We start from the raw sequence: 26,332 nt of genomic DNA on the forward strand, positions 1-26,332 counted from the left end.
CCGACTGGCAACGCCATTCAAGAGAAGGGGCTGAGAGCCGCGGCTCCAAGCCTACTTTCGTAGGCTTGGACGGCATCGAAGAGCGGCCGCCTCTGGCGGACGCACCGAGTGGCAACCCTCAGGGGGATGTCACTCCAGGGTTATTTTGTGTTGGCGAATCACCGTCGCCCAGCGATTGCTATCGGCCTGCACCATGCTGGCGAACTGCGCGGGCGTGCGCGGTGCGGCGGGCTCCACGCCCAGCTTGGCCAGGCTCTCGGCCACTTCGGGCGCCTGCACGGCTTTGGCGAAGGCCTTGTGCACCTTCTCCACCAGCGCGGGGGATGCCCCGGCAGGCAGGTACACACCAAACCAGGTCACCGACGAATAGCCGGGCAGGCCAGATTCGGCCAGCGTGGGCAGCTCGGGCGCCAGGGTGCTGCGCTTTTCGCTGGTCACGGCCAGCGCGCGCAGGCGGCCGGCCTTGGCGTGCGGCATGCCGGTGGGCAGCGAGTCAAACAGCACATGCGTCTGCCCGGCAATCAGGTCCGGGATGGCCAGGGCCGTTCCCTTGTAGGGGATGTGCGTCATCTCCACACCCGCCTGGGCGCTGAAGGCGGCCGTGTTCAGGTGCACGATGGTGCCATTGCCGCTGGTGGCGTAGTTGAGCTTGCCGGGGTGGGCCTTGGCGTAGGCAATCAGTTCGCCCACGGTCTTGACCGGCAGGCTGTTGGTGACCAGCAGCACGCTGGGTGCGTCGGCTACATGGGCCACCGGCGTGAAGTCCTTGCGCGGGTCATAAGCCAGCTTGGGCATGAGGTGGGGCGAGATGGCATGTGTGCTGCTCGTGGTCAGCAGCAGGGTATAGCCGTCGGGTGCGGCCTTGGCCGCCTCGGCCGTGCCCAGGGTGCCGCCAGCGCCGGGCTTGTTGTCCACCACCAGCTGCTGGCCCAGGTCGGCCGCCACACGCTGCGTGACCACGCGCGCCACCAGGTCGGTCGCGCCGCTGGCCGGGAAGGGCACGATCACCCGCACAGGGCGGTCCGGCCAGTTGGCTTGTGCCTGCGCGGCAGATGCCAGCACCAGCAGGCCGGCCAGGCCCCAGACACCACGGCCCCAGGAAAGTAGACGCATACAGAGCACTCCCGCAAAGAAATCGGACACAACAGAGGATGGAACCATCTTAGGAAGCTGCGCCTTGCTTGACCACCAGCATTTCAGCAAGCTGCTTTGCCACCACGGCAAACCGGCGCATACTGAACACCTCCCTCTCCGCCCCTTCCTCCATGCGTCCCCACCTGCTGCAAGACACCACCCTGCGCTACTTTCTGGCCGTGGCGCAGAGTGGATCGCTCACCGAGGCTTCGGCCCGGCTGCATGTGGCCGCCTCGGCACTGAGCCGCCAGATCGCGGGGCTGGAGGCCCAGCTGGGCACGCCCCTCTTTGAGCGCCACCCGCGCGGCATGGTGCTGACAGCGGCGGGCGAGATCCTGGCGGTGCACGCGCGCCGCACGTTGCTGGACGCCGAGCGCGCGCTGGGCGAGATCGGCGCGCTGCAGGGCCTGCGTGCGGGGCAGGTGCGTCTGGCCACATCGGATGCGTTCGCAAACGAGCTGGTGCCGCGCCTGTGCGTGGAGTTCCAGCGCACGTACGCAGGGGTGCAGTTCAGCGTGATCGCCTTGCCCACGGCACAGGTGCCCGACGCCGTGCGCAGCGGCGCAGCCGACATCGGCCTGTGCTTCAGCCGCGCACCGCACAAGGACATCGACGTGGCCTACCGCCAGAGCGCGCCGGTGCTGGCCCTGCTGCCCCCGGGCCACCCGCTGGCCAGCGCAGGCAGCGTGACCCTGGCGCAGATGGCCGGGTACCCCCTCGCGCTGCCCCCTCCTGAAACCACGGTGCGCCAGATGATCGACATCGTCTGCAGCCGCCAGGGCCTGCAGCTGGAGGCCGTGCTCATCAGCAACCACGCCAAGACGGTGGTCAACTTTGTGCAGCTGGGCGGCGGGCTGTCGGTGGCCAGCGAGATCGCCGTGCGCCACCTGGTGGCCGAAGGCGCCATCGTGGCCCTGCCCATCAGCGACCCCGGCATGGACCTGCGCGACATCGAGATCCAGACCCTGGCCGGGCGCAGCTTGCCGGTGGCGGCGCAGGCGTTTCTGGAACTGCTCAAGGAACAGCTGCCGGGCTCAGAGCCTGCTGACAATCGGTCCCCGGCGAGATCGTGAACAGCCGCTGAGGCACTCCGGTCACTGCGGCTGCCAGAGGTGGGCCAGCCGCATGAACCCGTGGGTGTGCGGGTCCTCCCGCGCGACGATGTGGTCTGCCTCGCCGGTGCGGGACAAGTCCACCACCCGCTGTTCGATGTGCGAGCCAGAGCGCAGCGAGAAGAACACGCGCACCCGGGGCGCCGTCAGGGCCTCGGGGTTGTGCTCCACCACCACGGCGAGTCTGTGCGAGGCCAGACGCACCAGCGACCCCACCGGGTAGATACCCACCATCCGCACGAAGGCGTGCAGGATCGACGGGTCGAAATGCCCCTCCCACTGCGCCATCCGCGCCAGGGCCACGGCCGGGTCCCAGGCGCTCTTGTAGGCCCGCTCGGAGGTCACCGCGTCATACACATCGCAGACAGCCGCCATGCGTGCCAACAGGCTGATCTGTCCCTGTGGCAAGCCATGCGGGTAGCCGCTGCCGTCCATCTTTTCATGGTGGTGCAGACAGACGTCGATCACGGAGTCCGGTACCTGGCCACCACGGCGCAGGATCTCCACCCCGTGCTGCGGGTGCATCTGCATCACCCGGAACTCTTCGGGCGTGAGCTTGCCCGGCTTGTCCAGGATGTGGCCTGGCACCCGCAGCTTGCCCACGTCGTGCAGCAACCCGCACATGCCCGCCTCCCGCACCTGGTCGGGCGCCAAACCCAGTTGGCGCGCCAGCGCGATCATCAAGGTGCACACCGCCACGGAATGCGCGAAGGTGTAGTTGTCCTTGCTTTTGAGGCGCACCAGCCCGATCAGCGCTCCGGGCTGCGTCGCCACCGCGGCCGTCAGCTCATCCACGATGGCCAAGCTGTGGTCCAGGGATATCGCCTGCCCCGCACGGGCCTGGCAGAACAGTGCCCGGACCACCTCGCGCGCCTTCACTGCCAGCCGTTCGGCGCGGTGGGGCGGGGCCACCGCATCGCCCCGGGCCGGGACGCGGTGCTGCAGGGATGCAGCCTGCGTGGCAGGGGCGGCTGGCGGGTCCGCCGGGGTGTATGCACCGCTCTCGCGCAAAGATGCAGCCCCGGCAGCCACATCCGCGCCGCGCGAGACATCGATCCAGCAATGCGCCACCCCACTGCTGCGCAGGGCCAGCACATCGTCCTGCCCCTGCAGGGCAAACCGGCTGCGCCAGAAGGGATGGGCCATCCACGACGCATCCAGCGCGTGCACGAACATGCCCGGCAGGGCCTGATCGACCGGAATCCTTTTCAACACAGGGGCACCATCCATTGCGACCTACCTGGCATGGGGAACCCGGCGGGGTTCAGCCCATGCCACCAACCACCTTGTTCAGTAACGCGTCCAGGCATCCCCATTGCCTGCCGGGGCCGCCTGTCGGGCGGTAGTACCGGCGCCCGGTACCGCCTTCTGTACCGCGCGTGGCAGTGCAGGGGCCAGCCGCTGCTGCGCCCCTGGCGCGGCAAGACCGGTCGCGGGGGCGGGTCGCTGCGCATCCGGCCCCAGGCGAAACACGGCCACCGCCTGCACCAGTTGCTGGGCCTGGCTGTTCAGGCTGTCGGCGGCGGCGGCCGCCTCTTCGACCAGGGCGGCGTTTTGCTGGGTCACCGTGTCCAGCTGGGTCACGGCTTCGTTGATCTGGCTGATGCCTGCGGTTTGCTCCTGCGTGGCGGTGGTGATGTCGCCAATCAGGTCGGCCACGCTGCGCACCTGGGCCACCAGGGTGTCCATCACCTGGCCGGCATCGTTGACCAGCTGGCTGCCTTTCTCGACCCGGCCCACGCTGTCCTCGATCAGGCCCTTGATCTCTTTCGCCGCCGCTGCGCTGCGCTGGGCCAGGCTGCGCACTTCGCTCGCCACCACGGCAAAACCACGGCCCTGCTCGCCTGCACGCGCCGCCTCCACCGCAGCGTTCAGCGCCAGGATGTTGGTCTGGAACGCGATGCCGTCGATCACGCCGATGATGTCGGAGATGCGCTGGGACGATGTGTTGATCTCTGCCATCGTTGCCACCACCTGCCCCACCACGCGGCCGCCATCGTGGGCCGCCGCGCTGGCGCTGCGCGCAAGCTCGGCCGCCTGGCGCGACACGTCGGCACTGCTTTGCACGGTGCTGGTCAGCTCTTCCATCGAGGCCGCCGTCTCCTCCAGGTTGCTGGCCTGCTCCTCGGTGCGCTGGGACAGGTCGGCATTGCCCACCGAGATCTGACCGGCGCCCGTGGCAATGCTGTCGCTGGCCTCGCGCACCGTGCCCACCACGCTGCGCAGCGAGCGCTGCATGTCGTGCATCGCGGCCACCACACTGCCCGCCCCGGCACGCGATGTATCGATGGGCAGGGACAGGTCCCCGGCAGCGATGGCATTGGCAGCCTGCGCCACGGCGGCCGGCTCGCCGCCCAGCGCGCGCGTGAGGCTGCGGGTGAGGGCCACGCCAATCGCGAGCCCCACCAGGGCACCACCGGCCGTCAAGGAGATCAGCAGCACGCGGATGCGGCCGTAGATCGCGTCCGTCTCATCGTTGAGCGCCTTGGCGTCGCTGCGCTTGCGCTCGACCAGCTTGCCCAGCAGGTCGTCGGCCTTGTCGGCCAGGGTGCGCACTGTGCGCATCTTGTCGGTGGAGGCGCGCACGTTGGCCAGCTCCTCCTCCTTGAGCAAGGCCGCCACCTGGTCCAGCCCGGCTGCGTAATCGCGCAAGGCAGCGCCAGCGTCTCGTGCCAGGGCCTTGCCGCTGTCGGTGACGAAGTACTGGGCGGAGCGCTCCAGTTCGCTCTGTGCCTGCGACACGCTCTCGCCGGCGGCCTGCAATTGGGTGGCGCGCTCCTGCTCCGACACCGCCAGCAGCGCACTGCGCATGGCCCGCCCGGCGACGACAAGGTTGATGTTGGCTTCGGTGGCATGCAACATGCCAGCGATCTCGCGCTCATACATCAGCTGGGCCAAATCATTGATCTGGGACGATTTCTGGACTCCGTTGATCCCGATCACCGCCCCCACGGCCGCGACGGCGAGAAACCCGCCAATCAGCTTGCTCCCTACCGAAAGCTTCTTGAACCATTCCACGATGTCATTTCCTTTGCTGTGTTCTTGTCGATGGCAAGACACCGTGGATGCTCCGCGCCACAGCCACCCGGCGGCGGCATGCGCCGCCGGGCCCGCAGACCTCCCCCCGACTCAGCGGGATTGTCCAAACACAGCCTGGCCACCGTCTACACGATTCGCGCAGTTGTGTGCATGTTTAACGCAAAAGTAACCTCCAGGCGTTTATTTGACAGCCATTGGCCGCAAGGTCTGCTTGTACACTGCGCCACCCGGGAACTCGATGCAGAGCCCAAGGCTCACACCCGGCCACCTCTGGTTTTCTTCCTGCATTCAGCGGTATCGCGCTCTGAACCCAACGTCCGTCCCGTCCCCTTTGCTGTTCGGCAACGACCGTTGCGCCACCTTCTCCACCCCCGCAGCGTTCGGAGAATCGGTCCTGCCCCTGTGGCCCAAGCTCCAGGATTGCGATGCACAGCCACGGGACAAAGCCTTTGCGGGCCAGTCGGCCTCCGTGGTGCTGCCCGGAATATCCGCCATAGCCGCGTCGTTCACGTCGCTGCGTGTTGCGGTGGAAGACAACACGCGCGCCTCCGTGTCCTTCAAACTGCAAGGCCACAACGAGTTGCGGGTGCAGAACCAGAAGCTGGAGCTGACCGGCCCCCGCTGCGTGTTCATTCCGGCGGGCTCTGGCCCGCAGGAAGCCGTTGGCCAGGGCCAGAACGTGCTCATGCTGCAACTGGACCCCCAGGGGCTGCACATGGCGGCGCGCGCATTGCGGGGTCTGGAAGCGGGGTGCCCGGTCGACCTGGACCATGGGCGGGTCCGCTTTCTGACTTCGCAAATGGGCCCTTCTCTGGAGGCCCTGGCGCGGCACATCGGGGCCACCATCCACCTGCACCTGGACCAGCCGGAGCTGCTGCACCGGCTGGGTTTTCAGGACTTTGTCTACCGCCAGCTGGTGCTGCTGTTCCGGCCGGACTGGCTGACTGCGGAGACCCGCCCACCCCGCCCGGGCAGCCTGCGCGAACGCGTGGCCGTGGACAAGGTGTGCGATGCGATGCTGGCCGAGCCCGGGGCTCGCTTCACCCTCAGCGAGCTGGCCCAGCTGGGCTGCCTGTCGGTCCGGGCGCTGCAATACGCGTTTCAGCACCGGTTTGGGCAGTCCCCCATGCAGTGGCTGCGCGACCAGCGGCTGGCGACCGCGCGCCAGCACCTGCTTCAAGACAGCGCGGACAGCATCGCGCAGATTGCCATGGATTGCGGGTTTGCCAGCGCCAGCAGCTTTTCAGCGTTCTACCGTGAGCGCTATGGCGAGTCACCTGCCCAGACCCGCACGCGAAGGGTTTGAAAACCGAAAGGGCGGCCCATGACCCCTGGGGGCCGCCCTGCAAGGGCTCAGTAACCGTGCTGCGCGCGAAAATCCCGCGCCTTGCCAAAGTGCCCGTTGCCAATGAAGGGCACGGGCGGGCGCAGCGCCGACAACGGCGAGGGGTGGTTGGACGTGAGCACCAGGTGCCCCCGGTCTGCGGGAATCCACGCGCGCTTTCCCTGTGCGTGCGAGCCCCAGAGCATGAACACCACCGGACGCGGGCCCTCGGCCACGTGGCGGATGACGGTGTCGGTCAGCTCTTCCCAGCCCTTGCCCGCATGGCTGGCGGCCTGGCCCTCTTCCACCGTGAGGCAGGTGTTGAGCAGCAGCACGCCATTTTTTGCCCACTTGACCAGGCTCCCGCCGGGGTTCGGGAACGGGGGAAAGGCCACTCCCAGGTCGCGCTGCATCTCCTTGAAGATGTTCTGCAGCGAGGGCGGCAGGCGCACGCCCGGCGCGACGGAAAACGCCAGCCCCTCGGCCTGGCCCCGGCCGTGGTACGGGTCCTGCCCCAGGATGACCACGCGCACATCTTCGGGTGGCGTCAGGTCCAGCGCGCGCAACGGCTGGGGCGGAAAGATCGCAGCCCCGGCCTGCAGCCGCGCCTGCAAGTGAGCGAGCAACGCCTGCCCACGCGCGCCTGCAAAAAAGGCGTCCACCAAGGGTTGCCAGCCAGGGGCCACCGGCCAGTCGGCGGGTTGGGCCGTCTGGAGTTGCGTGGCGGGCATTTCAGAGGAATTCATGGCGAAATGGGCTGGTAGCGCTAGTTACACATGCTCCAGCAGCTATCAAAAACATAGTGATCGATCACTGTCAAGCGAACAGCTTGGCCAGCGCCAGGCCGGGGTCATCCGCCCGCATGAAGGCCTCGCCCACCAGAAAGGCGTGCACACCCGCGTCGCGCATGGTCTTCACGTCCTGGGGTTTCAGGATGCCGGATTCGGTGACCAGCAGGCGGTCAGCGGGCACGTCCTTGAGCATGCCCAGGGTGGTATCCAGCGTGACTTCAAACGTGCGCAGGTTGCGGTTGTTGATGCCGACCAGCGGGGTCTTGAGCTTGAGCGCCCGCTCCAGTTCGGCGCGGTCGTGCACCTCCACCAGCACGGCCATGTCCAGGCTGCGGGCAATGGCCTCGAAGTCAGCCATCTGCGCGTCATCCAGGCTCGCGGCGATCAGCAGGATGGCATCGGCGCCCATGGCGCGGGATTCGTAGATCTGGTACGCATCCACCATGAAGTCCTTGCGCAGCACGGGCAACAAGGTGCTGGCGCGGGCCTGCTTCAGGTAGTCGGGCTGGCCCTGAAAGAACTGCCGGTCGGTCAGCACCGACAGGCAGGCCGCGCTGACCTTGCCATCGCCTTCCATATAGCTTTGCGCAATGTCAGCGGGCTCGAAGTCAGCGCGCAGCACGCCCTTGCTGGGGCTGGCCTTCTTGACCTCGGCAATCACCGCCGCCTGGCCCTTGGCGATCTTGGCCCGCAGCGCGCCTTCAAAGTCGCGCGTGAGCACGCGGCTCTCGGCATCGGCGCGCATGGCATCGAACGGCAGGCGCTTTTTGGCGGCGGCCACTTCTTCGTGCTTGACGGCCACGATCTTGTTGAGGATGTCACTACTCATGGTTGGCTGCCTTGTCGGTTTCAGTGGGCTCAGCGGAGCCCTGTTTCAGAATGCGGGTGAACACGCGGTGCATCACGACCCCGGCCACGATGAACAGGGCAGAGACGCCCAGTGCGATCCAGGTGCCCGGGTCGTGCCACATGGCTGGGTCAGGCCGCCGTTTCAGACCGCTGTGGCCAGCGCATGCGTGCGCGTGACCACCTGCTCCAGCTTGGCCAGCGCGGCGCCGGAGGCAATCGCAGCGCGTGCCTTGACAATGCCCGTCTGGATGGACTCGGCCACGTTGGCGGCATAGAGGGCCACGCCTGCATTCAGGCAGACGATGTCCTGCGCGGCACCGGGTTCGCCCTTCAGCACGCCGATCAGCATCTCACGCGACTGCTCGGGTGTTTCGACCTTGAGCGCCCGGTTGCTGGCCATGGGCAGGCCGAAGTCTTCAGGGTGGATCTCGTATTCGGTGATCTGGCCGTTCTTCAGCTCGCCAACCAGCGTGGCGGCGCCCAGGCTCACTTCGTCCATGCCATCACGGCCGTACACCACCAGCGCGTGTTCGGCGCCCAGGCGCTGCAGCGCGCGCACCTGGATACCGACGAGGTCGGGGTGGAACACGCCCATCAGGATGTTGGGCGCACCGGCCGGGTTGGTCAGCGGGCCCAGGATGTTGAAGATGGTGCGCACGCCCAGTTCCTTGCGCAACGGGGCCACGTTCTTCATGGCCGGGTGGTGGTTGGGCGCAAACATGAAGCCGATGCCCACTTCAGCGATGCACTGGGCGATCTGCTCGGGCTTCAGGTTGATGTGGATGCCCAGGGCCTCCATCACGTCGGCGCTGCCGCTTTTGCTCGACACACCGCGCCCGCCATGTTTGCTGACCTTGGCGCCTGAGGCGGCGGCCACGAACATCGAGCAGGTGGAGATGTTGAAGGTGTTGGCACCGTCGCCGCCCGTGCCCACGATGTCCACCATGTGGGTCGCATCCTTGACGTGCACCTTGGTGCTGAACTCGCGCATCACCTGCGCGGCTGCGGTGATCTCGCCGATGGTTTCCTTCTTCACGCGCAGGCCGGTGATGATGGACGCGGTCATGACGGGCGAGAGTTCGCCGTTCATGATGAGCCGCATCAGGTGCAGCATCTCGTCGTGGAAGATTTCGCGGTGTTCGATGGTGCGCTGCAACGCTTCCTGGGGGGTAATGGGCATGGAATGTCTCCTGGTATTTATGCAGAGGGCTGGTCTGTGAAGGCCAGCTTGAGCCCGAAGCCGATGAACATGGCACCGGCCACGCGGTCCAGCCAGTGCATGCCGCGCTGGATCACCCCGGCGCGCCGTGCCATCCACGATGCCGCCAGCGCCCAGCCCACATTGACGGGGATGGCGTTGAGGTTGAACAGCACGCCCAACAGCACAAAGGCCAGCGCCTTGTTGTCCGCGCCCGGCGCGATGAACTGCGGCACAAAGGCCAGGAAGAAGATCGCGACCTTGGGGTTGAGCACATTGGTCCAGAAGCCACCGAGGAACACCTTGCGCAGCGGTGTGTGCTGCGCAGGGGCCGCCTGCGCCGCCGCCAGCGCTGCGCTGTTGCCCCCATCGGCACCGGGCTTGGACAACAGCATGCGCACACCCATCCACATCAGGTACGCAGCACCGATCCACTTGAGCACGGTGAACGCCGTGGCCGATGCGGCCAGCAGCGCACCCACGCCCACGGCGGCCGCAAAGATGTGCACAAAACACCCAGCCGTGATGCCCAGGCCCGCCACGATGCCCGCGCGGGTGCCGGACTTGAGCGCGTTGGTCACGATGTAAAGCACATCGGGGCCTGGCGTGAGGTTGAGCAGCCAGCCTGCGGCGATAAACATCACCAGCTGGTGGGCGTCGATGAAGCTCATGTGCGCTGCTCCAGAAAGTTCTTGAGCATGGCGTGGCCGTGTTCGGTGAGGATGCTTTCGGGGTGAAACTGCACGCCTTCGATCGCCAACGTCTTGTGGCGTACGCCCATGATCTCGCCGTCCTCCGTCCAGGCCGTCACCTCCAGCACATCGGGGCAGGTGGCCCGCTCGATGGCCAGCGAGTGGTAGCGGTTGACGGTGAACTGCTCGGGTAGCCCGGCAAACACGCCCTTTTGCGTGGTGGTGATGACGCTGGTCTTGCCGTGCATCAGCTCCTGCGCGCGGATGATGTTGCCGCCGAAGGCCGCGCCAATGCTCTGGTGGCCCAGGCACACGCCCAGGATGGGCAGCTTGCCGGCAAAGTGCTTGATCGCGGCCACGGAGATGCCCGCCTCTGCGGGCGAGCAAGGGCCGGGCGAGATGACGAGGCGGTCGAGCTGGCCCGCGTTGAGACGCGCCTCGATCTCGGCCACGGTGATCTCGTCGTTGCGGAACACCTCGACCTCGGCGCCCAGTTCACCAAAGTACTGGACGATGTTGTAGGTGAAGCTGTCGTAGTTGTCGACCATCAAGAGTTTCATGCGGCGCTCCCGGCAAGGGCGGGCTCGCGCAGACGGGCGAACTCGCGGTGTTCATAGGCAATGCAGGCTTCCATGAGGCTGCGGTAGATGGCTTCCATCACGTCGGCGTCGCCGCCTTCGGTTTGGGCGCGCTCGCGCACGCGGGCCACGATGGCCTCAATGCGCGCTTCATCGCGCACCTGTTCCACACCTTGCTTGATGCGGGCGGCCTGGGTCATGTAGCCCACGCGCTCCACCAGCAAGGGCACCAGGACGTCGTCCAGCGCGTTCACTTCGCGGCGCACGTCCTGCATGGTGGCGCAGGGTTTGACTCGGGTGATAGCGAGGGTCATTCCAGCCCCTCCTCGACCAGCTCTGCGGCACGCAGCAGCGCACGGGCCTTGTGTTCGGTTTCTTTCCATTCCAGCTCGGGCACCGAGTCAGCCACCACACCGGCGGCGGCCTGCACGTACAGCGTGCCGTTCTTGATAATGCCGGTTCGGATCGCAATCGCCACGTCCATATCGCCCGCGTAGCTCAGGTAGCCGCAGGCGCCGCCGTACAGGCCGCGTTTGGTGGGTTCCAGCTGGTCGATGAGTTCCATGGCGTGCACCTTGGGCGCGCCGGTGAGTGTGCCGGCGGGGAAGGTGGCCTTGAGCACGTCCATGCTGGTCATGCCGTCGTGCAGGATCCCTTCCACGTTGCTCACGATGTGCATCACGTGGCTGTAGCGCTCCACGGCAAAGGCCTCGGTCACCTTCACGGTGCCGGTTTTGGCGATGCGGCCGATGTCGTTGCGCGCCAGGTCGATCAGCATCACGTGCTCGGCACGTTCCTTGGGGTCGTTGATGAGTTCGACCTCGGTGGCCTTGTCCTTCTCGGGCGTGGCGCCACGCGGGCGGGTGCCCGCCAGGGGGCGGATGGTGACCTTGGTGCCTTCGTCGGTCTTCTCCTGGCGCACCAGGATCTCGGGGCTGGCGCCCACCACATGGAAGTCGCCAAAGTCGTAGAAGTACATGTACGGCGAAGGGTTCAGCGAACGCAGCGCACGGTACAGCGACAGGGGCGATTCGGTGTAGCGCTTGTGGATGCGCTGGCCCACCTGCACTTGCATGAAGTCGCCTGCGGCAATCAGCTCCTTGGCGCGCTCCACGGCGGCCAGGTAGTCGGCCTTGGCAAAGTCGCGCTGGGCGGGGTGGCTTTCGGTGGCCTTGACCACGGGGGCGCTCACCGAATACTTGAGCTGCTCTTTCAGCTCGCGCAGGCGCTTCTTGGCCTTGGCATACGCCTCCGGCTGGGCCGGGTCGGCGTAGACAATAAGGTACAGCTTGCCCGAGAGGTTGTCGATGACGGCCAGCTCCTCGCACTGCAACAGCAGGATGTCGGGGCAGCCCAGGGTGTCGGGCGGGCAGGTGGTCTCCAGCTTCTTTTCGATATAGCGCACCGCGTCGTAGCCGAAGTAACCGGCCAGGCCGCCACAAAAACGCGGCAGGCCGGGGCGCAAAGCCACTTTGAAACGCTTTTGGTAGGCCTCGATGAAATCGAGCGGGTTGCCTTGCGCGGTCTCGACCACCTGACCGTCGGTCACCACCTCGGTCCTGGCCTGGTCGCCAAAGCCGCTGGCGCGCAGCAGGGTGCGGGCGGGCAGGCCAATGAAGCTGTAGCGCCCGAAGCGCTCGCCGCCCACCACGGATTCGAGCAGGAAGCTGTGCTTGCCGCCGTCTTTGGTGTGCGCCAGCTTCAGGTAGAGCGAGAGCGGAGTTTCCAGGTCCGCAAAGGCCTCGGCCATGAGCGGAATGCGGTTATAGCCTTCGCTGGCCAGGCTTTTGAATTCAAGTTCTGTGATCACGGGGAGGGCTCCCAGCTGTCGCAGCGCGTGTCCCTGTGCAATGGAAAAGGGGCGCTGCGGTCCATTCAATCGGCCTCACCGCATCCGGGTGGAGGCCACGGGTGCACGCTGGGGCTGCTGCCCAGGTGCCATCAGGCGTTCAAAGCGACAGGCTGACGCCAGGGCCAGGCTCCCCGGTCGCTGCAACCTGTGATGAACACGTGGTGAATGAACATGGGCCAAAGTGTAGCAAAGCTTTTTTAGCGGGCTGATTTGACAGCCCTCACAGCGAGATCGCACAACCGCTCGAAAACCCTGTTGCGGCCCGACAGGAGCGCTGCAACAATTTGAAACGAACGACCGTTCTTTTTTTAGGAGCTGCGCATGAAATTCCTGACGCGATGCGCTGTGATGGCGGGTGCTTGCCTGTTGGCAGCCAGTGCCATTGCCCAGCCCATTACCGTGGCCGACGTGAAGTACGAAGAAACCGCCAGCCTGAGCGGCAGCACCCTGCAGCTCAACGGCGCAGGGGTGCGCTACAAGGCAGTGTTCAAGGTATACACGGCAGGGCTCTATCTCGAAAAGAAAGCCGGCACACCCGCCGACGTCATGGCCCAGAAGGGCCCCAAGCGCATGAGCATCACCATGCTGCGCGACATCGACTCCACCGAGCTGGGCAAGCTGTTCTCGCGCGGCATGGAGGACAACATGGACCGCGCGGCATTCTCCAAGCTCATTCCTGGCGTGCTCCGCATGAGCCAGATCTTCTCGGACCACAAGAAGCTGGTGGCGGGAGACCAGTTCCAGATCGACTGGATTCCGGGTACCGGCACCATCATCACCGTCAAGGGCAAGCCGCAGGGAGAGCCCTTCAAGGAACCCGAGTTCTTCAACGCGTTGCTGGGTATCTGGCTGGGCAATGCGCCAGCTGACTGGAAGCTCAAGGACGCGTTGCTGGGCAAGACCGCCCAGTCATCGTCCTAGTCCTCCTAGGGCAAACACCCACGCCCTCCCGGCAAAGGCTGTCGCGCGCCCGACAGACGCGCCCCCTACCCGGGAGTAGCCTGTGCCTCAGTCCCCGCTCCAGCCATCGCCCAACCTTTCCAGCCCTTTTTGACAACGCGACAACCGGTCTCCCGCTGCGTGCACCCGCAGCGCCCGAGGCCACGGCCTGAACCGAGCTTTGTGCGCTATCCGCGCCCCGCAACGAGCCGTCTGTAACGCCCCTTCTGCCCCCAGCCCCCTTACGCGCCAGACACCACCATGAAACTCAGCAACCTTTCCGTCGGCCTGCGCCTGGGCGCATCCTTCGGCGCCATTCTTCTCATCACGGCTCTCATTGCGGCCACAGGGATGTGGCGCATTGCCAGCCTGCAAAGTGCCAGCGAGCGCGTCGCCACGCAGGAGATCGAGCAGCAAACCCTTGTGGAGGACTGGGCGTCAGACATCCGGCTGAACTGGGTACGCACCGAGGCCTTCCTCAAGGCCATCGACCGCGACTACATGGACAAGCTCACCGCCGATACCCAGGCGACGGCGAAGGGCATGGAAGCCAAGGTCAAGCGCATTGAGGCACTGGTGCAAGGCGACCAGGCCAAGGGGCTTCTGGCCGCAATTGCGACGGCCCGGCAGGCCTACAACGACAAGCTCAACGAAATCCGGGAACTGCACCGCGGTGGCGAACCCAACGTGCCCGCCCTCGTGGACAAAGACCTGCGCCCGCTGGCCGACAAATACCTTCAATCCCTCGACGACCTGCGCAAAACCATGGCCGCCCAGCTGGCCGAAAGCCAGGCAGACACATCCACCCTGGCCAAAGCCAGCCAGGTGCTGTTGGGCGTAGGCACGCTGGTGGCCGTCGCGCTCGGCGCATTGATGGGCCTGACCGTCACGCGCTCCATCGTGCGCCCGTTACAGCAAGGCCAACAAGCCGCCGAAAGCATTGCAGATGGCGATCTGACCCACCCCATCACCACCAGTGGCAATGACGAAACCGGCCAGTTGCTCCAAGCACTGTCCACCATGCAATCGCGCCTGGCCACCATCGTGGGCAACGTGCGCAACAGCGCCGAGGGCGTGGCCACGGCCAGTGCCGAGATTGCATCCGGCAACAACGACCTGAGTGCCCGCACAGAACAGCAGGCCAGCGCACTGGAGGAAACCGCAGCCTCCATGGAAGAGCTGGGCTCCACCGTGCGCCAGAACGCCGACAACGCCCGCACCGCCAACCAACTGGCCATGAGCGCCAGCACCGTGGCCGTGCAGGGCGGGGATGTGGTGGCCGAGGTGGTGGACACCATGAAGGGCATCAACGACAGCAGCCGCAAGATCGCAGACATCATCAGCGTCATCGACGGCATCGCCTTCCAGACCAACATCCTGGCGCTGAACGCGGCTGTGGAGGCCGCACGCGCGGGCGAACAGGGTCGGGGCTTTGCGGTGGTGGCGGGCGAGGTGCGCAGCCTGGCACAACGCAGCGCCGAGGCCGCCAAGGAGATCAAGGGTCTGATTGGAACCAGTGTGGAACGCGTGGAGCGCGGCACGGCCCTGGTGGACAAGGCAGGCGCCACGATGACCGAAGTGGTCAGCGCGATCCGGCGCGTGACCGACATCATGGGCGAAATCAGTGCCGCCAGCAGCGAACAAAGCCAGGGCGTCTCACAGGTCGGCGAGGCCATCACGCAGATGGACCAGGCCACCCAGCAAAACGCCGCCCTGGTGGAACAAAGTGCGGCCGCCGCCGACAGCCTCAAGACCCAGGCCGGCCAGCTGGTGGATGCCGTGGCGGTGTTCCGCCTCTCGGACAACGCCACCCGCCCCAACCGCACCGTGCCCGCCCCCGTGCGCAGCAATTCCCCCGCGTCATCACGTCTGGACTACCGCAGCGTGGCGCCACGCCAGCTGACTGCCTGAACAGGCAGGCTCGGCCAGCTCAGGCGAGCTGCGCCAGCGCATCCACAAAACCATCGGCATCCACGGCCCGCACGGGCTGGCCGTGGTTGTAGCCATAGGTGACCAGCACCACCGGGCAGCCCGCAGCCCGCGCGGCCTGCGCATCGTTGCTGGAGTCGCCCACCATGAGCGTGCGCGCAGGGTCGGTACCCAAGGCTTCGCAGGTCTTGAGCAACGGCAACGGATCGGGCTTCTTGCGCTCGAACGAGTCGCCACCGAAGACCTTCTCGAAATAGCCGTCAAGCCCCTTAGACTGCAGCAAGGGCAGCGCAAAGTCCCGGGGCTTGTTGGTCAGACAGGCGAGACGCAAACCCCGGGCGCGCAAAGCCTGGAGCCCCGCCTCCACACCGTCATACACCCCGGCATACTGGCCATTGATGGCGAGATAGTGGCGTTGGTAGCTGGCCCAGGCCGATGGATACAACGCTTCAATTTCAGTAGCAACAGAGGCATGATTTATCTGCGCCAGCACGTGGTGGAGCACTGAACGCAGCAAATGCTCCGACCCCTTGCCCACCATGTGTTCGATGGTCTGTGCCGCAATCGACGGCAGCTCCAGTTCGCGCAGCATGCGGTTCAGCGCCTCGTTGAAATCACCCATGGTGTCCACCATGGTTCCGTCCAGGTCGATGATGGCGGCGTCCACGCCGGTGAGCAATGTGGACAGCGAGGGGGTAACGGCGAGAGGCATTGGGCAAGCATTCGGAAAGAGAAGACGGGACCAAGTTTACGGAACCCGTCAAATCCTCCCCTGGTCTGCCTTGCTTCGTTCACCGCAGACTGAGCGTCTCGCGCTTCCATGCTGGGTCTTGCCAACGCTGGAACAGGGGCAGCGCTGCCACATCGCCCGTCACGCGCTCGGTGGTCAAGCCCTCCAGCCGCACCACCTCAAAACTCTTGCGGTAGCGGCCCTGGCCTCGGGCTTCGCGCGCCACCAGCATCTGCTGGCCGCCGGGCACCCAGCCCGCCCATTCGGCCACGCCGGTCTCGGGCGTGGCGGCGGCGGGCGGCAGCACATCGGCCAGCCAGCCACCTTCCGTTTTGCGCAGCACCCACAGCTCGCGCCAGCCTTCCATGGGCTGCACGGCCAGGGCCCAGGCTGTGCCTTCGCGGTTGGTGCTGGCCGATGCAGTCCACACCACGCCGTAGGTGCAGCGGCGCAGCAGTGGCGCCTTGACGCTGTGCTGCGCGTCCACCAGCAGCACGCAGGTTTCGCCGGGGGCGCCGGGCTCGGTCAACAGTGTGGGGCGGGCTCCGGCGGCGGTAGCGACAGGCGCCGCAGCAGGCACCAGCGCCCAGCGTACGGCGCTCACGCGCATAGCAGCGTCGTTGTAGGCGCTCTGGTCTTCGTCGGGCAGATCGGCCTTGCTCACGCCACTGAGTTCCGTCAATGCACGTGCAGCGGCGGCGGCCACCGCAGGGTCGGCCACGTTCTTGCGCGCCTGCTGGAAGGCTGCAGCACCCCACACGCTGGCGCGGCGCATCTGCACCCGGTTGCGCAGGTAGCCGGGAAGGCCCGCCACGTCCACGCGCTCCAGCACCTCCGCCTGCCAGGTGGTGACCTTGGCACGCTCGTGTGCGGGCAGGTCGGGGTTGATGCATTCGGGGCGGGTCAGCGCCAGGACAGCACGGGCGCGCTGCTCGGCATCGGCCACGGGCATGGCCAGCAGGCGGCGAAAGGCCTCGCCCTCGTAGCAGACCTGCATGCGGCCTTCGACCTCGTAGGTGGCAAAGCGCACGCCGTAGCCATTGGCCACATCCAGGTGGGCCGACAACGTAGCGCCCGAGGCCTTGCCCGGCACGGCCACCGAGGCACGGCGCGCCAAGCGGTCGGCAAAGGTGCCCAGGGCATCGAAAGCCTGGGCGCCCTCCACACCCGCCAGGGCCTTCGCGGGCGCGGCCTGCAGGTAAGCGGCGGTGAGACCAATGCCCAGCGCTTCGGCGCCCGGCGTTTCCTGCACAAAGCGCATCACAGCCAGCAGCGCGGGGCCTTCTGCCTCGGTCAGGGCCACGCGGCGCACATCGCTGGCGCGGATGAAGCCACCGCGCTCACGCTTGTGGTCCCACACCTGCAAATAGTCGAGGCGTTCGCCGCGCACTTCGAGCACTTCGCCCTGCCACAGGCTGGCCTGCTGCTGGGCACCATCGCGCGGTGCAGCGCGCAGGTTGGCCTGGTCTTGCACCACGATGGCGCTGCCCTGAGCGCCAGGCGATGGCTGGGGGGCGGCCTCGGCCACCACGGTCACTGCGGCGCTGGCCACGGCTGCCAACAAAGTTGCGAAGGTCGCGTTCATGTTCACTGCTCCACGGCTTGGGTGGTGGTGGCGTCGTCGGCCACGGCTGCAGCCTGTGCGGCCCCGGCCTGGGCGTTGCGGTTACCGCCCAGCAGTGCGGCACCGATGAAGTCGCCATTGGCGGGCGGGGGCGCGATGATGACCTGGATCTTGTCCGAGAGCTTGTCGGCCAGCGTCTTCTGAATGAGCAGCGGGTGTTTGGTCACCAGTGCGCCTTCGCGGGCCATTTGCTCGGCGTTGACCTTGCCCACGCGGTCCATGCGGTAGGCTTCGGCCTCGGCCAGCTTCTGGCGGGCGTCGGCCTCGCCGTTGGCTTCGATGCGGCGAGCCTGGGCACTGCCCTCTGCGGCTTTGACGCGGGCCACGCGTTCAGCTTCAGCTTCGAGCTGGCGCTGTTCGATCTGGCGTTGCTTGAAGGGCAGCACGTGCTTCATGGCCTCTTCCTGGGCCTTGGCAGCGATGACCTGCTCACGCGCGGCGGCTTCGGCGGCCACTTCGCGACGCACCTTGTCGGCGTTGGCGTCCAGCTCGGTTTCCTTCACACGCTTGTCTTTCAGCTCCAGCGTGTAGCGCATTTTTTCGGACGCCAGCTCTTCGGCCAGCAGGCTGTCCATGCCGCGGCGGTACTCCGCGGGCAGGTCCACCTTGCCGATCTGGAGGCTGCGCAGCGTCACGCCATCGGCAGCTAGGCGGGCACGCAGTTCGGTTTCGATGATCTGTGCAATTTCGGCGCGCTTGGACGAGAAGATTTCGCGCACGGTGTAGCGGGCAAAAACCTTGTAGACCAGGCCCTGCACGGCGGGCTCCACGATGTCGACGCCCACGTTGTCGGGCAGGTTGCCGGCCTTGACGGCGGGCGAGTTGGGGTCCAGGGCATAGCGCACGCTCAGGTCAAGGCCCAGCGACAGGCCTTCCACTGACTGCAGCGGCGCGCTGCCCGTGGCCTGGCGCATGGCTTCGGGGCGGTAACTCTGGTCACGCAGCGAGAACACGCGCACCGTGTGCAGGCCGGGCACCACCCACACGCTGCCATCGCGCCAGAGACTCACGGCACCGGTGAACTGATTCAGGCGCACACCGAGGTCGCCTTGCGCCAAGTGTTGCACCGGCGGATTGCGGTACACCATCAGGCCTGCGGCGGCCACCACAGCGCCAGCGGTCAGCCAGCGCACGGTGCGGGCGGTGGGCAGCAGGTAGGCCCAGTTCAGGTGAGGGGCTTCGGCGCCGCGTGCATCGGCTGCCACAGGGCTTTGCAATTCAGCCTCCAGCAAGGGCTCCGTGCCTGCTTCGGACAAAGGGGTAGAGCGGCGGCCCTTCAGGGTCTGCACGATGCGATTCCAGGTGGCTTTCATGGTGTTTCTCTCTCAGGTTGGTTCGGTGTTGTTGTCGTTTCTGAGCCGTCGCCGTGGCTGGCTCATTGAGGACCGATTGTTCGGATCCACCCCGGAAGCAACAACGCAGTGCAGCCCCCAATGCGCTCACGCCGGTCGCACGAACCTTCCGGTCCCGGAAGAAAAACTCACACCGCCCAGAACGGGGCGCCGGGATAATCCACCCACCCCTCTACTGCCCCGCCCTGCCCATGACCCGCATTGCCGTGATCGAAGACGACCTGCCCACCAGCAACCAGTTGGCCGGGTGGATACGCAGCGCCAAAAGCGGCATCGTCATCGACCAGTGGTTCACCCGCGACGAGGCCGAGGCCGCGCTGGCCCGCGAGCACTACGACGCGGTGGTGCTGGACATTGAACTGGGCCGCGAGCGCCATGCGGGCGTGGCCCTCATCAACGCCATCAACAAGCTGCGCCAGGGCACGCCGGTGCTGGTGGTGTCGGCCATGCCAGCAGCCATTTACCGCAGCATCATGAAGGCGCTCGATGCGTGGGACTACCTGCAGAAAACCACGTTTGAAGAGGCCGATTTCATCGAGACTTTTCTCGACATCCTGCGCACCACGCAGGCGCAGGCCCCGGCCAGCGCAGCCGCTGCCCCGGTGAGCGATGCGCTGGTGCTGGACCCGCTGTGGCAGCGCACGCCCACCTGGCGCGGCGAGCGCATCAACCTGCCGCTGACGGCCCAGCGCATCCTGGCCACGCTGCACCAGCGCAGCGGCGAGGTGGTGTCTTACGACGAACTGTTCGAGGTGGTGAAAAGCGGCCGCAACCGCGACAACGTGCGCAAGCATGTGAGCACCATTCGCGAGGCGCTGCGCGAAGTGGACCCCGGATTTGAGGGAATAGAAAACGTGCCCATGCGCGGGTTCCGCTGGACGGTAAAGTGAACACCCCCCTGAGGCCCTGCAGGCCTTCCCCCCGCTCTCGCATTGCTGCGCAATGCGGGCAGGGGGACGCCGCCAGCGCGGCGGGGCGGCCCTTGCGCGGCGGCCCTGGCCTGGGCCATGCCAGTTTTTACCGCCCTGCACGGTACTTTCACGCGAGAGGAATGGAGTGAAACGCCTACTGCACCCCGCACTTGAAATATCGCGCCTAGAAATGCCCCGCCTGGGCCTGCCAGCGTTCCGCCTGCGCATCCTCGTGCGCGGGGTGTTCGTGCTGCTGGCACTGGCCACGGTGGTGCTGAGCGTGGTGGTGCTCAAGGACGAAAAGGAGCGCGCCTGGCAGGCCTACCAGCATGGGTTTGTGCGCAGCCAGGCCGAGGTCATGGCGCGGCTGCGCCACCCCTCCGGCCAGTTGGCGCTGCTCAATGCCAGCCACCTCGGCCAGGGCGTGACGCCGCTGGCGCCGCTGCTGCTGCCCTATGCGGCCATCGACTTTGACGACCCCCAAAAATCGCAACAGGCCGTGGAGATGGCGGGCTGCTCTGTGCACTACCCCGATGGCGCCTCAGTGTGCGCGGCGATTGGTAACAACCCCTATGCAGGCGGCTTCATCTACCTGGTGGGCAGCTTCTATGCCGGCGAACTGACGCCCCGCGAACGCGGCGCCTTGGTGCCCGCCGAGGCACACCGTGCGCGCATCACCCTGGACATGCGGGGTGCCACCTACCGCTGGATTGCGCCGTATGAGGCCATGACCCCACAGGGCAGCGCGGCCGTGCGCGGGCGCCTGACGGGGTTTGTGGACAACGGCACGCCGCAGCTCGACGCCCGCGCACGGCCCGTGCGCGACTTTCGCGGCTGGCTGTGGCAAAACGGCCAGTGCCGCGACCTGCCGCCCCCATCGGTGCAACCACCCACTGGCGGGGCCGCCATCACCTCCGACTGCCTGCGCCGCACCCACTACTCCATCCGCCTGCCGGTCGAACTGTTCCGCGAAGCCCTGTTCCGCAAGGACGAGCGCCTGGTCTGGCCGCCGGAAGACCTGGGGCAGATGCGTGTGCGGGTGGAGATGCTGGCGCCGGGCGAGGACACCAAACCGCTGTTCGACAGCGACGCACCCGGCGCGCAGCTGGCCGCATCGCTGGGCGACCTCTCGCGCAGCCTGCTGCCGGGTGAGCGTGTGCAGATCCGCAAAATGGGCAGCGACGAAGCCAGCGCCATCACCCTCAAGGGCGTCGAAGTGCAGGCCGATCCATCTGCCCCCTGGCTGCTGCGCCTGATCCGCTGGCTGCCGCTGGAGGCCGCAGGCGTGGGCCCGGCAGCAGCCACGCCCGCCGCCCCTACGGCCCTGGACATTCTGGACACGCCCACGGGAAACTACGTGGTCAACTTCACCGGCCACCTGCGCGGCGTGGAGCAAGGCCTGGCCGCTGTGGCCACGCGCCTGTCGTGGTACCTGGGTGCCATGCTGGGCGCCATTGCGCTGGCCTGGCTGGTGGTCGAGGTGGGCCTGATCCGCCGCGTGACAGCCCTGACCCGCCGCGCCGCCGCCGTGTCGTACAACGTGCAGCCTGGCCACACCGGCCCCCGGCTGGGCGACCTGGATGTGTCGGACCTGCGCGGCTCGGACGAGCTGGGCATCCTGGCCGGTGGCTTGGCCGACCTGCTGCAGCGCGTGAAGGACGACCTGCAGCGCGAGCAGCTGCGCGCCCAACAAGAGCGCGACATGTGGCACGCCGTAGGGCACGAGATCATGTCGCCCCTGCAGTCGCTGATGGCGCTGAACGGCCCGCAAGACCCCGGCCACCGCTATGTGCAGCGCATGCAGCAGGCCATCCATGTGTTGTATGGCACGGCATCGCCCGCCGAAGCGCTGCAGGCCGCCGATGTGCCCGAGGGGCGGCTGGACCTGGATGCCTTCTTGCGCAACGTGGCCGACAACGCCCACTTTGCGGGCATTCTGGATGTGGTGTACGACCTGGGCCCAAGCCACCCTGGCCCGGTCATCGTGCGGGCCGATGAGTTTGCGCTCGAAGACGTGGTGACCCACATCTTGCGCAATGCCGACCGCTATCGCCCCACAGGCAGCCCCATCAGGCTGACGCTCACGGCGTCGGAATCCACCGCCAGCGCTACGCTGCACAACCAGGGCTCCACCATTGCAGACGCACTGCTGGAGCGGATTTTTGAGCTGGGCGTTTCCGACCCTGCCAGCCCCACCCCGCTGGGCGAGGGCGAGCACCGGGGCCAGGGGCTGTTTGTGGCCAAAACCTACATGGCCAAGATGGGCGGCACCATCAATGCGCGCAACACGTCTGATGGCGTGGCCTTCATCCTGACCTTTCAGCGACTGGGCTGACCCAGCCCAAGACGCGAAGCGCGCGCACGGGCAAGGGCGGCTCTGTCCGACAGGGGCACATGGCCCCGGCGCCTACCCTGCAGGCATAGGTTCAGACCTTCGTCTGCCATTGCCTCAGGAGCCCTCCATGAAACGCCTTCGCTTTGCCACCTCTGTATTCACTGCGGCCTTGCTGCTGGCCTGTGCGGGCGCATCCGCTCAAACGCCGCCGCAGGACGCGCGGGCACGCTACGAGCAGGAGCGGGAAAAATGCATGACCAACAACACCCAGGACAGCCTGGCCACCTGCCTGCGCGAGGCCAACAACGCACTGGACGCTTCCCGCAAGGGCGATCTCAGCAACCCTGGAGCCGCCGCCACCGACAACGCCACCCAGCGTTGTGCAGCGTTCCAGACGGCTGCTGACCAGGCGGATTGCATGCGCCGCATGCAAAGCAGCCCAGCGAGTGGCTCGGTCTCCGGCGGCGGCGTGCTGCGCGAATCGACCACGACCACCATCACCGTGCCTGCGCAACAGTAACCTGACCTCCTATTAGGTGTGGTCTGTCACAAAGGCATCCGCGCCCAATCTTCGCAGCGACCGAGGCGATCAGCCCAAGGCCACACGCATCGCGTCGATCACGCCCCGGTAGTCCGGCTTGCCAAAGATGGCGCTGCCTGCGACAAAGGTGTCAGCGCCCGCGTCAGCCACGCGGCGGATGTTGTCGGTCTTGATGCCGCCATCGACTTCCAGACGAATGTCCTTGCCAGAAGCATCAATGCGCTTGCGCACAGCTTCGATCTTGCGCAGCGCGGAGTCGATAAAGCTCTGGCCGCCAAAGCCGGGGTTCACGCTCATGATGAGGATGAGGTCGATGTCGTCGATCACCCAGTCCAGCACGTCCAGAGGTTCGGCAGGATTGAACACCAGGCCAGGCTTGACGCCTTTGGACCGGATGGCCTGGATGCTACGGTGCACATGGCCCGAGGCATCGGGGTGGAAGCTGATGTAGTCAGCACCCGCGTCGGCAAAGGCAGCGGCCAAGGCATCCACAGGCTGGATCATCAGGTGCACGTCAATCGGCACGGCCACGCCCGCAGGCGTTTTGGCGTGGGGCTTCAAGGCCTGGCAGACCATGGGGCCAAACGTCAGGTTGGGCACGTAATGGTTGTCCATCACGTCAAAGTGAATCCAGTCGGCGCCAGCGGCAATGACATTGCGCACTTCCTCGCCCAGGCGGGCAAAGTCGGCGGAAAGGATAGAGGGGGCGATTTGGAATGTGCGGCTCATCCCCCGATTGTCGCAAAGCGCAGAACCACTGGGGTTTTGGCACGTGGGAGTTGCCCACACACGGGGCGGCACGGTTACCATGCGGCCCATGCCAAAGTACCAGTTTGACGTGGAAGTGCTGCCCGAATACCTGCCCGAGCAGTCTGCGCCGGACACCGGGGTGTTCAGCTTCGCCTACACCATCACCATCACCAACGCAGGGGACGCGCCCGCCCAGCTGATCTCGCGACACTGGATCATCAGCGACGCGCGCGGCCACACCGAAGAGGTCAAGGGCCTGGGCGTGGTGGGACAGCAGCCGCTGCTCAAGCCGGGTGAGTCGTTCCAGTACACCAGCGGCTGTCGACTGCGCACCTCCAGTGGCACCATGCACGGCACCTTCCATTGCGTGGCCGAAGATGGCGAGCCTTTCAACACCCCGGTGCCCTTGTTTGTGCTGGAGGCGATCAGCCACGGCCCGTCGGGTGAGCCCCTGAGCGGCCGGGTGCTGCATTGAAGAACCATTCCCACAGCCCCCATGCCCACCCCTCCATGGGACCGCTATCCATCGGATGGGCGGCTTTTCCTGTGGGAGCAGGCCACCCATGAAAAATAGCGCCGAGCCCAAAGACCTGGCCCACCTGCTGGCGGCGCTGGACCCTGCCGCCGACCTGGCCCATCGCCACCTCTGGCTCATCCACCTGCTGGACTGGGTGCGCGGCAAGCGTGATTCGGTGCCTGCCGCGGTGGGCCGGGTGCAGCTTTTCATCGATGCAGTCGCGGCGCGGCCCGATATTCAGCAACGGCTGCAGGCCTGGTGGGCGACGCTGGTGGACCAGGTAGACATCACCACCTTGCTGGCGGACTTTGGCTTTGCACCCCGCACCGCCCTGGTCAGCGAGATGGCCGAACGCCTGCGCACCAAGCTGCTGCCGGGCAGCCCAGAGACCATCGATGCGTCCGAACTGTTCATGCTGGCCTTGCCCAGTGCGTTCGACGCGCAATGGCTGGCCGCGCTGGATGAAGCCACCCTGAACCGCCTGGTGATGTTGCTGGCCCAGGACAACGCCGATGAGCGCGCAGGCGGCGCGACACTCTGGCACCGCGCCTTGCTGGACGCCATCACCTACTGTGCAGGGCAAATCCTCTCGACCGGCTTTGCACCCGAACTGCGGCTGCGCATGAGCGAATCTGCACGGGAGGCACAACCCTTCCACGCCCTCATCCGCGACGTGGAAAGCCTGCGGGTCGAGGTGCTGCACGCACTGCGCACCCCCGACCGGCTGGACGCATCCGCCCAGCGCCTGCGCGAACGCCTGGAGGCCTGCCGCGCGGCGGCTGCCACCGTCTATACGCATTTCGAGGACAACGGCATTTCGGTGGGGCTGGTGTTCCGGCTGCGGCAGCTGCGCGAGCGCATCTTGCGCGTGCGCGTGTTGCTCGACTGCCTGTTGTCCGCGCAGCCCGCAGTCACTGCGGCGCAACTCATGGCACAGCTGGTGATGGTGGGACAGGAGCGGCGCAGCCTGCGCGCGCTGCTGGCCTCCAACTCCTCGCTGCTGGCGGCCAAGGTGGCCGAGCGCAGCGCCGAAACGGGCGAGCACTACATCACCCGCACCAGTGCCGAATACCGCTCCATGCTGCGCAAGGCGGCAGGGGGCGGTGCGCTGATGGCCTTCACCACACTGATCAAGTTTGGCCTGTATGCGCTCGCGCTCTCGGCCTTCTGGGGCGGCTTCATGGCGGGCATCAACTATGCCGTGAGCTTTGTATTGATCCAGTTGCTGCACTTCACGGTGGCCACCAAACAACCTGCCATGACCGCGCCTGCCATGGCGGCCAAGCTCAAGGAGCTGGGCACCGGCGATGCGATCGAGTCGTTCGTGGACGAGATCACGCACCTGGTGCGCTCGCAGGTGGCTGCTGTGCTGGGCAATGTGCTGGTGGTGTTCCCGGCCGTGCTGGCGCTGGCTGCACTGATTGCACTGGCCACGGGCCACCCGGCCATCAGCGAGAAGCAGGCCGAGCATGTGTTCGAGTCCCTGCACCTGCTGGGGCCGTCGCTGTTCTTTGCCGCCTTTACCGGGGTGCTGCTGTTTGCCTCCAGCATCATCGCGGGCTGGACAGAGAATTGGTTTGTGCTGCACCGCATGGACTCGGCCTTGCACTACAACCCGCGCATCACCGGGCTTTTGGGAGCCGAGCGCGCCGCGCGCTGGGCGCGCTTCCTGCGCGAGAACCTGTCGGGTTTTGCGGCCAACATCTCGCTGGGTTTCATGCTGAGCCTGGTGCCTGCTTTCGCTGCGTTTTTCGGCTTGGGGCTGGATGTACGGCACGTCACCCTCTCCACCGGGCAGGTGGCGGCCGCCGGCGCCACGCTGGGTCTGCAGGTGCTGCAGTTGCCCGCGTTCTGGTGGGCAGTAGCCTCGCTCCCGTTCCTGGGCGCACTGAATGTGTCGGTGAGCTTTTATCTGGCCTTCAGTCTGGCGCTGCGTGCACAGAACGTGAGCGGCGTGGACCGCTCGCGCATCTATGCCGCCATCCGCGCCCGCCTGCGCACCGCGCCGCTGAGCTTTTTTGTGCCCGAGCGGCGGGGGCCACTGGCGACAACGGCACAGGGCTGAGGCGAAACCGCCGCCTCTGTCCTACAAGGGCGGAGTGTTTCCGCCTGTAAATTCAAGGGCCCAACGCCCC

24 protein-coding genes are annotated in these 26,332 nt (G+C 66.5%); 9 read left to right on the plus strand and 15 right to left on the minus strand.

Annotation, left to right across the window (positions count from 1 at the left end):
* Nucleotides 1-129: 129 nt before the first annotated feature.
* Nucleotides 130-1,113: a tripartite tricarboxylate transporter substrate binding protein gene (locus C8C96_RS01580; protein ID WP_121941194.1), complete on the minus strand. Its 984-nt coding sequence runs from the start codon at nucleotides 1,111-1,113 to the stop codon at nucleotides 130-132.
* Between the two features lie 152 nt (nucleotides 1,114-1,265).
* Between C8C96_RS01580 and C8C96_RS01585 the strand changes: the two genes are divergently transcribed.
* A complete protein-coding gene (locus C8C96_RS01585; protein WP_121941195.1) occupies nucleotides 1,266-2,207 on the plus strand; it encodes a LysR substrate-binding domain-containing protein in 942 nt (313 codons plus the stop codon).
* A 21-nt stretch (nucleotides 2,208-2,228) separates the two neighbouring features.
* Here C8C96_RS01585 and C8C96_RS01590 read toward each other — a convergent pair whose 3' ends face one another.
* Together C8C96_RS01590 and C8C96_RS25340 are read right to left on the minus strand one after the other, a co-directional pair.
* Nucleotides 2,229-3,461 carry an HD-GYP domain-containing protein gene (locus C8C96_RS01590; protein ID WP_121943826.1) on the minus strand — a complete coding sequence of 411 codons (1,233 nt, stop codon included), beginning with the start codon at nucleotides 3,459-3,461 and terminating at the stop codon, nucleotides 2,229-2,231.
* A 75-nt stretch (nucleotides 3,462-3,536) separates the two neighbouring features.
* The gene (locus C8C96_RS25340) at nucleotides 3,537-5,264 is read right to left on the minus strand and encodes a methyl-accepting chemotaxis protein (RefSeq protein WP_121941196.1); all 1,728 of its coding nucleotides are present in this window, start codon (nucleotides 5,262-5,264) and stop codon (nucleotides 3,537-3,539) included.
* A gap of 352 nt (nucleotides 5,265-5,616) precedes the next feature.
* On the opposite strand from C8C96_RS25340, the gene C8C96_RS01600 reads away from it, so the two are divergent.
* Nucleotides 5,617-6,591, plus strand: a complete 975-nt coding sequence (locus tag C8C96_RS01600; RefSeq protein ID WP_158236095.1) for a helix-turn-helix domain-containing protein — start codon at nucleotides 5,617-5,619, stop codon at nucleotides 6,589-6,591.
* Between the two features lie 47 nt (nucleotides 6,592-6,638).
* Here the strand turns inward: C8C96_RS01600 and C8C96_RS01605 are convergent, their stop codons facing one another.
* The 8 genes from C8C96_RS01605 to trpE form a co-directional block, all read right to left on the minus strand.
* Entirely contained in the window at nucleotides 6,639-7,355 is a 717-nt protein-coding gene (locus C8C96_RS01605) for a uracil-DNA glycosylase (RefSeq protein ID WP_121941198.1), read from the minus strand.
* Between the two features lie 70 nt (nucleotides 7,356-7,425).
* The gene (trpC, locus tag C8C96_RS01610) at nucleotides 7,426-8,229 is read right to left on the minus strand and encodes an indole-3-glycerol phosphate synthase TrpC (protein WP_121941199.1); all 804 of its coding nucleotides are present in this window, start codon (nucleotides 8,227-8,229) and stop codon (nucleotides 7,426-7,428) included.
* Nucleotides 8,222-8,371 carry a hypothetical protein gene (locus C8C96_RS24970; protein ID WP_192421952.1) on the minus strand — a complete coding sequence of 50 codons (150 nt, stop codon included), beginning with the start codon at nucleotides 8,369-8,371 and terminating at the stop codon, nucleotides 8,222-8,224. Before C8C96_RS24970 ends, trpC begins: the two co-directional genes overlap by 8 nt.
* 20 nt (nucleotides 8,372-8,391) lie before the next feature.
* Nucleotides 8,392-9,429: an anthranilate phosphoribosyltransferase gene (gene trpD / locus C8C96_RS01615; RefSeq protein ID WP_121941200.1), complete on the minus strand. Its 1,038-nt coding sequence runs from the start codon at nucleotides 9,427-9,429 to the stop codon at nucleotides 8,392-8,394.
* A 17-nt stretch (nucleotides 9,430-9,446) separates the two neighbouring features.
* Nucleotides 9,447-10,118, minus strand: a complete 672-nt coding sequence (locus tag C8C96_RS01620) for a LysE family translocator (protein WP_121941201.1) — start codon at nucleotides 10,116-10,118, stop codon at nucleotides 9,447-9,449.
* Nucleotides 10,115-10,699 carry an aminodeoxychorismate/anthranilate synthase component II gene (locus C8C96_RS01625; RefSeq protein WP_121941202.1) on the minus strand — a complete coding sequence of 195 codons (585 nt, stop codon included), beginning with the start codon at nucleotides 10,697-10,699 and terminating at the stop codon, nucleotides 10,115-10,117. The genes C8C96_RS01620 and C8C96_RS01625 overlap by 4 nt, the downstream gene beginning before the upstream one ends.
* Entirely contained in the window at nucleotides 10,696-11,031 is a 336-nt protein-coding gene (locus tag C8C96_RS01630; protein WP_121941203.1) for a chorismate mutase, read from the minus strand. Before C8C96_RS01630 ends, C8C96_RS01625 begins: the two co-directional genes overlap by 4 nt.
* Entirely contained in the window at nucleotides 11,028-12,527 is a 1,500-nt protein-coding gene (gene trpE / locus C8C96_RS01635; RefSeq protein WP_099732322.1) for an anthranilate synthase component I, read from the minus strand. The genes C8C96_RS01630 and trpE overlap by 4 nt, the downstream gene beginning before the upstream one ends.
* A gap of 363 nt (nucleotides 12,528-12,890) precedes the next feature.
* Here trpE and C8C96_RS01640 point away from each other — a divergent pair, with 363 nt between their 5' ends.
* Both C8C96_RS01640 and C8C96_RS01645 read left to right on the plus strand, forming a co-directional pair.
* Nucleotides 12,891-13,490 (plus strand): chalcone isomerase family protein, encoded by a 600-nt coding sequence (locus C8C96_RS01640; RefSeq protein ID WP_015016056.1) that lies wholly within the window; start codon nucleotides 12,891-12,893, stop codon nucleotides 13,488-13,490.
* 279 nt (nucleotides 13,491-13,769) lie between these two features.
* Nucleotides 13,770-15,419: a methyl-accepting chemotaxis protein gene (locus C8C96_RS01645; RefSeq protein WP_121941204.1), complete on the plus strand. Its 1,650-nt coding sequence runs from the start codon at nucleotides 13,770-13,772 to the stop codon at nucleotides 15,417-15,419.
* 19 nt (nucleotides 15,420-15,438) lie between these two features.
* Here C8C96_RS01645 and gph read toward each other — a convergent pair whose 3' ends face one another.
* The 3 genes from gph to C8C96_RS01660 form a co-directional block, all read right to left on the minus strand.
* Nucleotides 15,439-16,149: a phosphoglycolate phosphatase gene (gph, locus tag C8C96_RS01650; RefSeq protein ID WP_121941205.1), complete on the minus strand. Its 711-nt coding sequence runs from the start codon at nucleotides 16,147-16,149 to the stop codon at nucleotides 15,439-15,441.
* A gap of 79 nt (nucleotides 16,150-16,228) precedes the next feature.
* Nucleotides 16,229-17,752: a hypothetical protein gene (locus C8C96_RS01655; RefSeq protein ID WP_233584129.1), complete on the minus strand. Its 1,524-nt coding sequence runs from the start codon at nucleotides 17,750-17,752 to the stop codon at nucleotides 16,229-16,231.
* A gap of 2 nt (nucleotides 17,753-17,754) precedes the next feature.
* A complete protein-coding gene (locus C8C96_RS01660; RefSeq protein WP_121941206.1) occupies nucleotides 17,755-19,104 on the minus strand; it encodes an SPFH domain-containing protein in 1,350 nt (449 codons plus the stop codon).
* Between the two features lie 230 nt (nucleotides 19,105-19,334).
* Here C8C96_RS01660 and C8C96_RS01665 point away from each other — a divergent pair, with 230 nt between their 5' ends.
* The 3 genes from C8C96_RS01665 (at nucleotide 19,335) to C8C96_RS01675 (ending at nucleotide 22,909) form a co-directional block, all read left to right on the plus strand.
* The gene (locus tag C8C96_RS01665; RefSeq protein ID WP_121941207.1) at nucleotides 19,335-20,033 is read left to right on the plus strand and encodes a response regulator transcription factor; all 699 of its coding nucleotides are present in this window, start codon (nucleotides 19,335-19,337) and stop codon (nucleotides 20,031-20,033) included.
* A gap of 166 nt (nucleotides 20,034-20,199) precedes the next feature.
* Nucleotides 20,200-22,389, plus strand: a complete 2,190-nt coding sequence (locus C8C96_RS01670; protein ID WP_121941208.1) for a HAMP domain-containing sensor histidine kinase — start codon at nucleotides 20,200-20,202, stop codon at nucleotides 22,387-22,389.
* A 127-nt stretch (nucleotides 22,390-22,516) separates the two neighbouring features.
* Complete coding sequence (locus tag C8C96_RS01675) at nucleotides 22,517-22,909, plus strand: hypothetical protein (RefSeq protein WP_121941209.1); 393 nt, start codon at nucleotides 22,517-22,519, stop codon at nucleotides 22,907-22,909.
* 69 nt (nucleotides 22,910-22,978) lie between these two features.
* Here C8C96_RS01675 and rpe read toward each other — a convergent pair whose 3' ends face one another.
* Nucleotides 22,979-23,659, minus strand: coding sequence for a ribulose-phosphate 3-epimerase (rpe, locus tag C8C96_RS01680; RefSeq protein WP_099731931.1), 681 nt, complete (start codon nucleotides 23,657-23,659; stop codon nucleotides 22,979-22,981).
* Nucleotides 23,660-23,747: 88 nt separating this feature from the next.
* Between rpe and apaG the strand changes: the two genes are divergently transcribed.
* Together apaG and C8C96_RS01690 are read left to right on the plus strand one after the other, a co-directional pair.
* Nucleotides 23,748-24,155, plus strand: a complete 408-nt coding sequence (gene apaG, locus C8C96_RS01685) for a Co2+/Mg2+ efflux protein ApaG (protein ID WP_056748068.1) — start codon at nucleotides 23,748-23,750, stop codon at nucleotides 24,153-24,155.
* Nucleotides 24,156-24,243: 88 nt separating this feature from the next.
* Nucleotides 24,244-26,262: a site-specific recombinase gene (locus C8C96_RS01690; protein ID WP_121941210.1), complete on the plus strand. Its 2,019-nt coding sequence runs from the start codon at nucleotides 24,244-24,246 to the stop codon at nucleotides 26,260-26,262.
* The last annotated feature ends 70 nt before the right edge of the window (nucleotides 26,263-26,332 follow it).

The organism is Acidovorax sp. 100, from assembly GCF_003688355.1.
Classification (GTDB): domain Bacteria; phylum Pseudomonadota; class Gammaproteobacteria; order Burkholderiales; family Burkholderiaceae_C; genus Acidovorax; species Acidovorax delafieldii.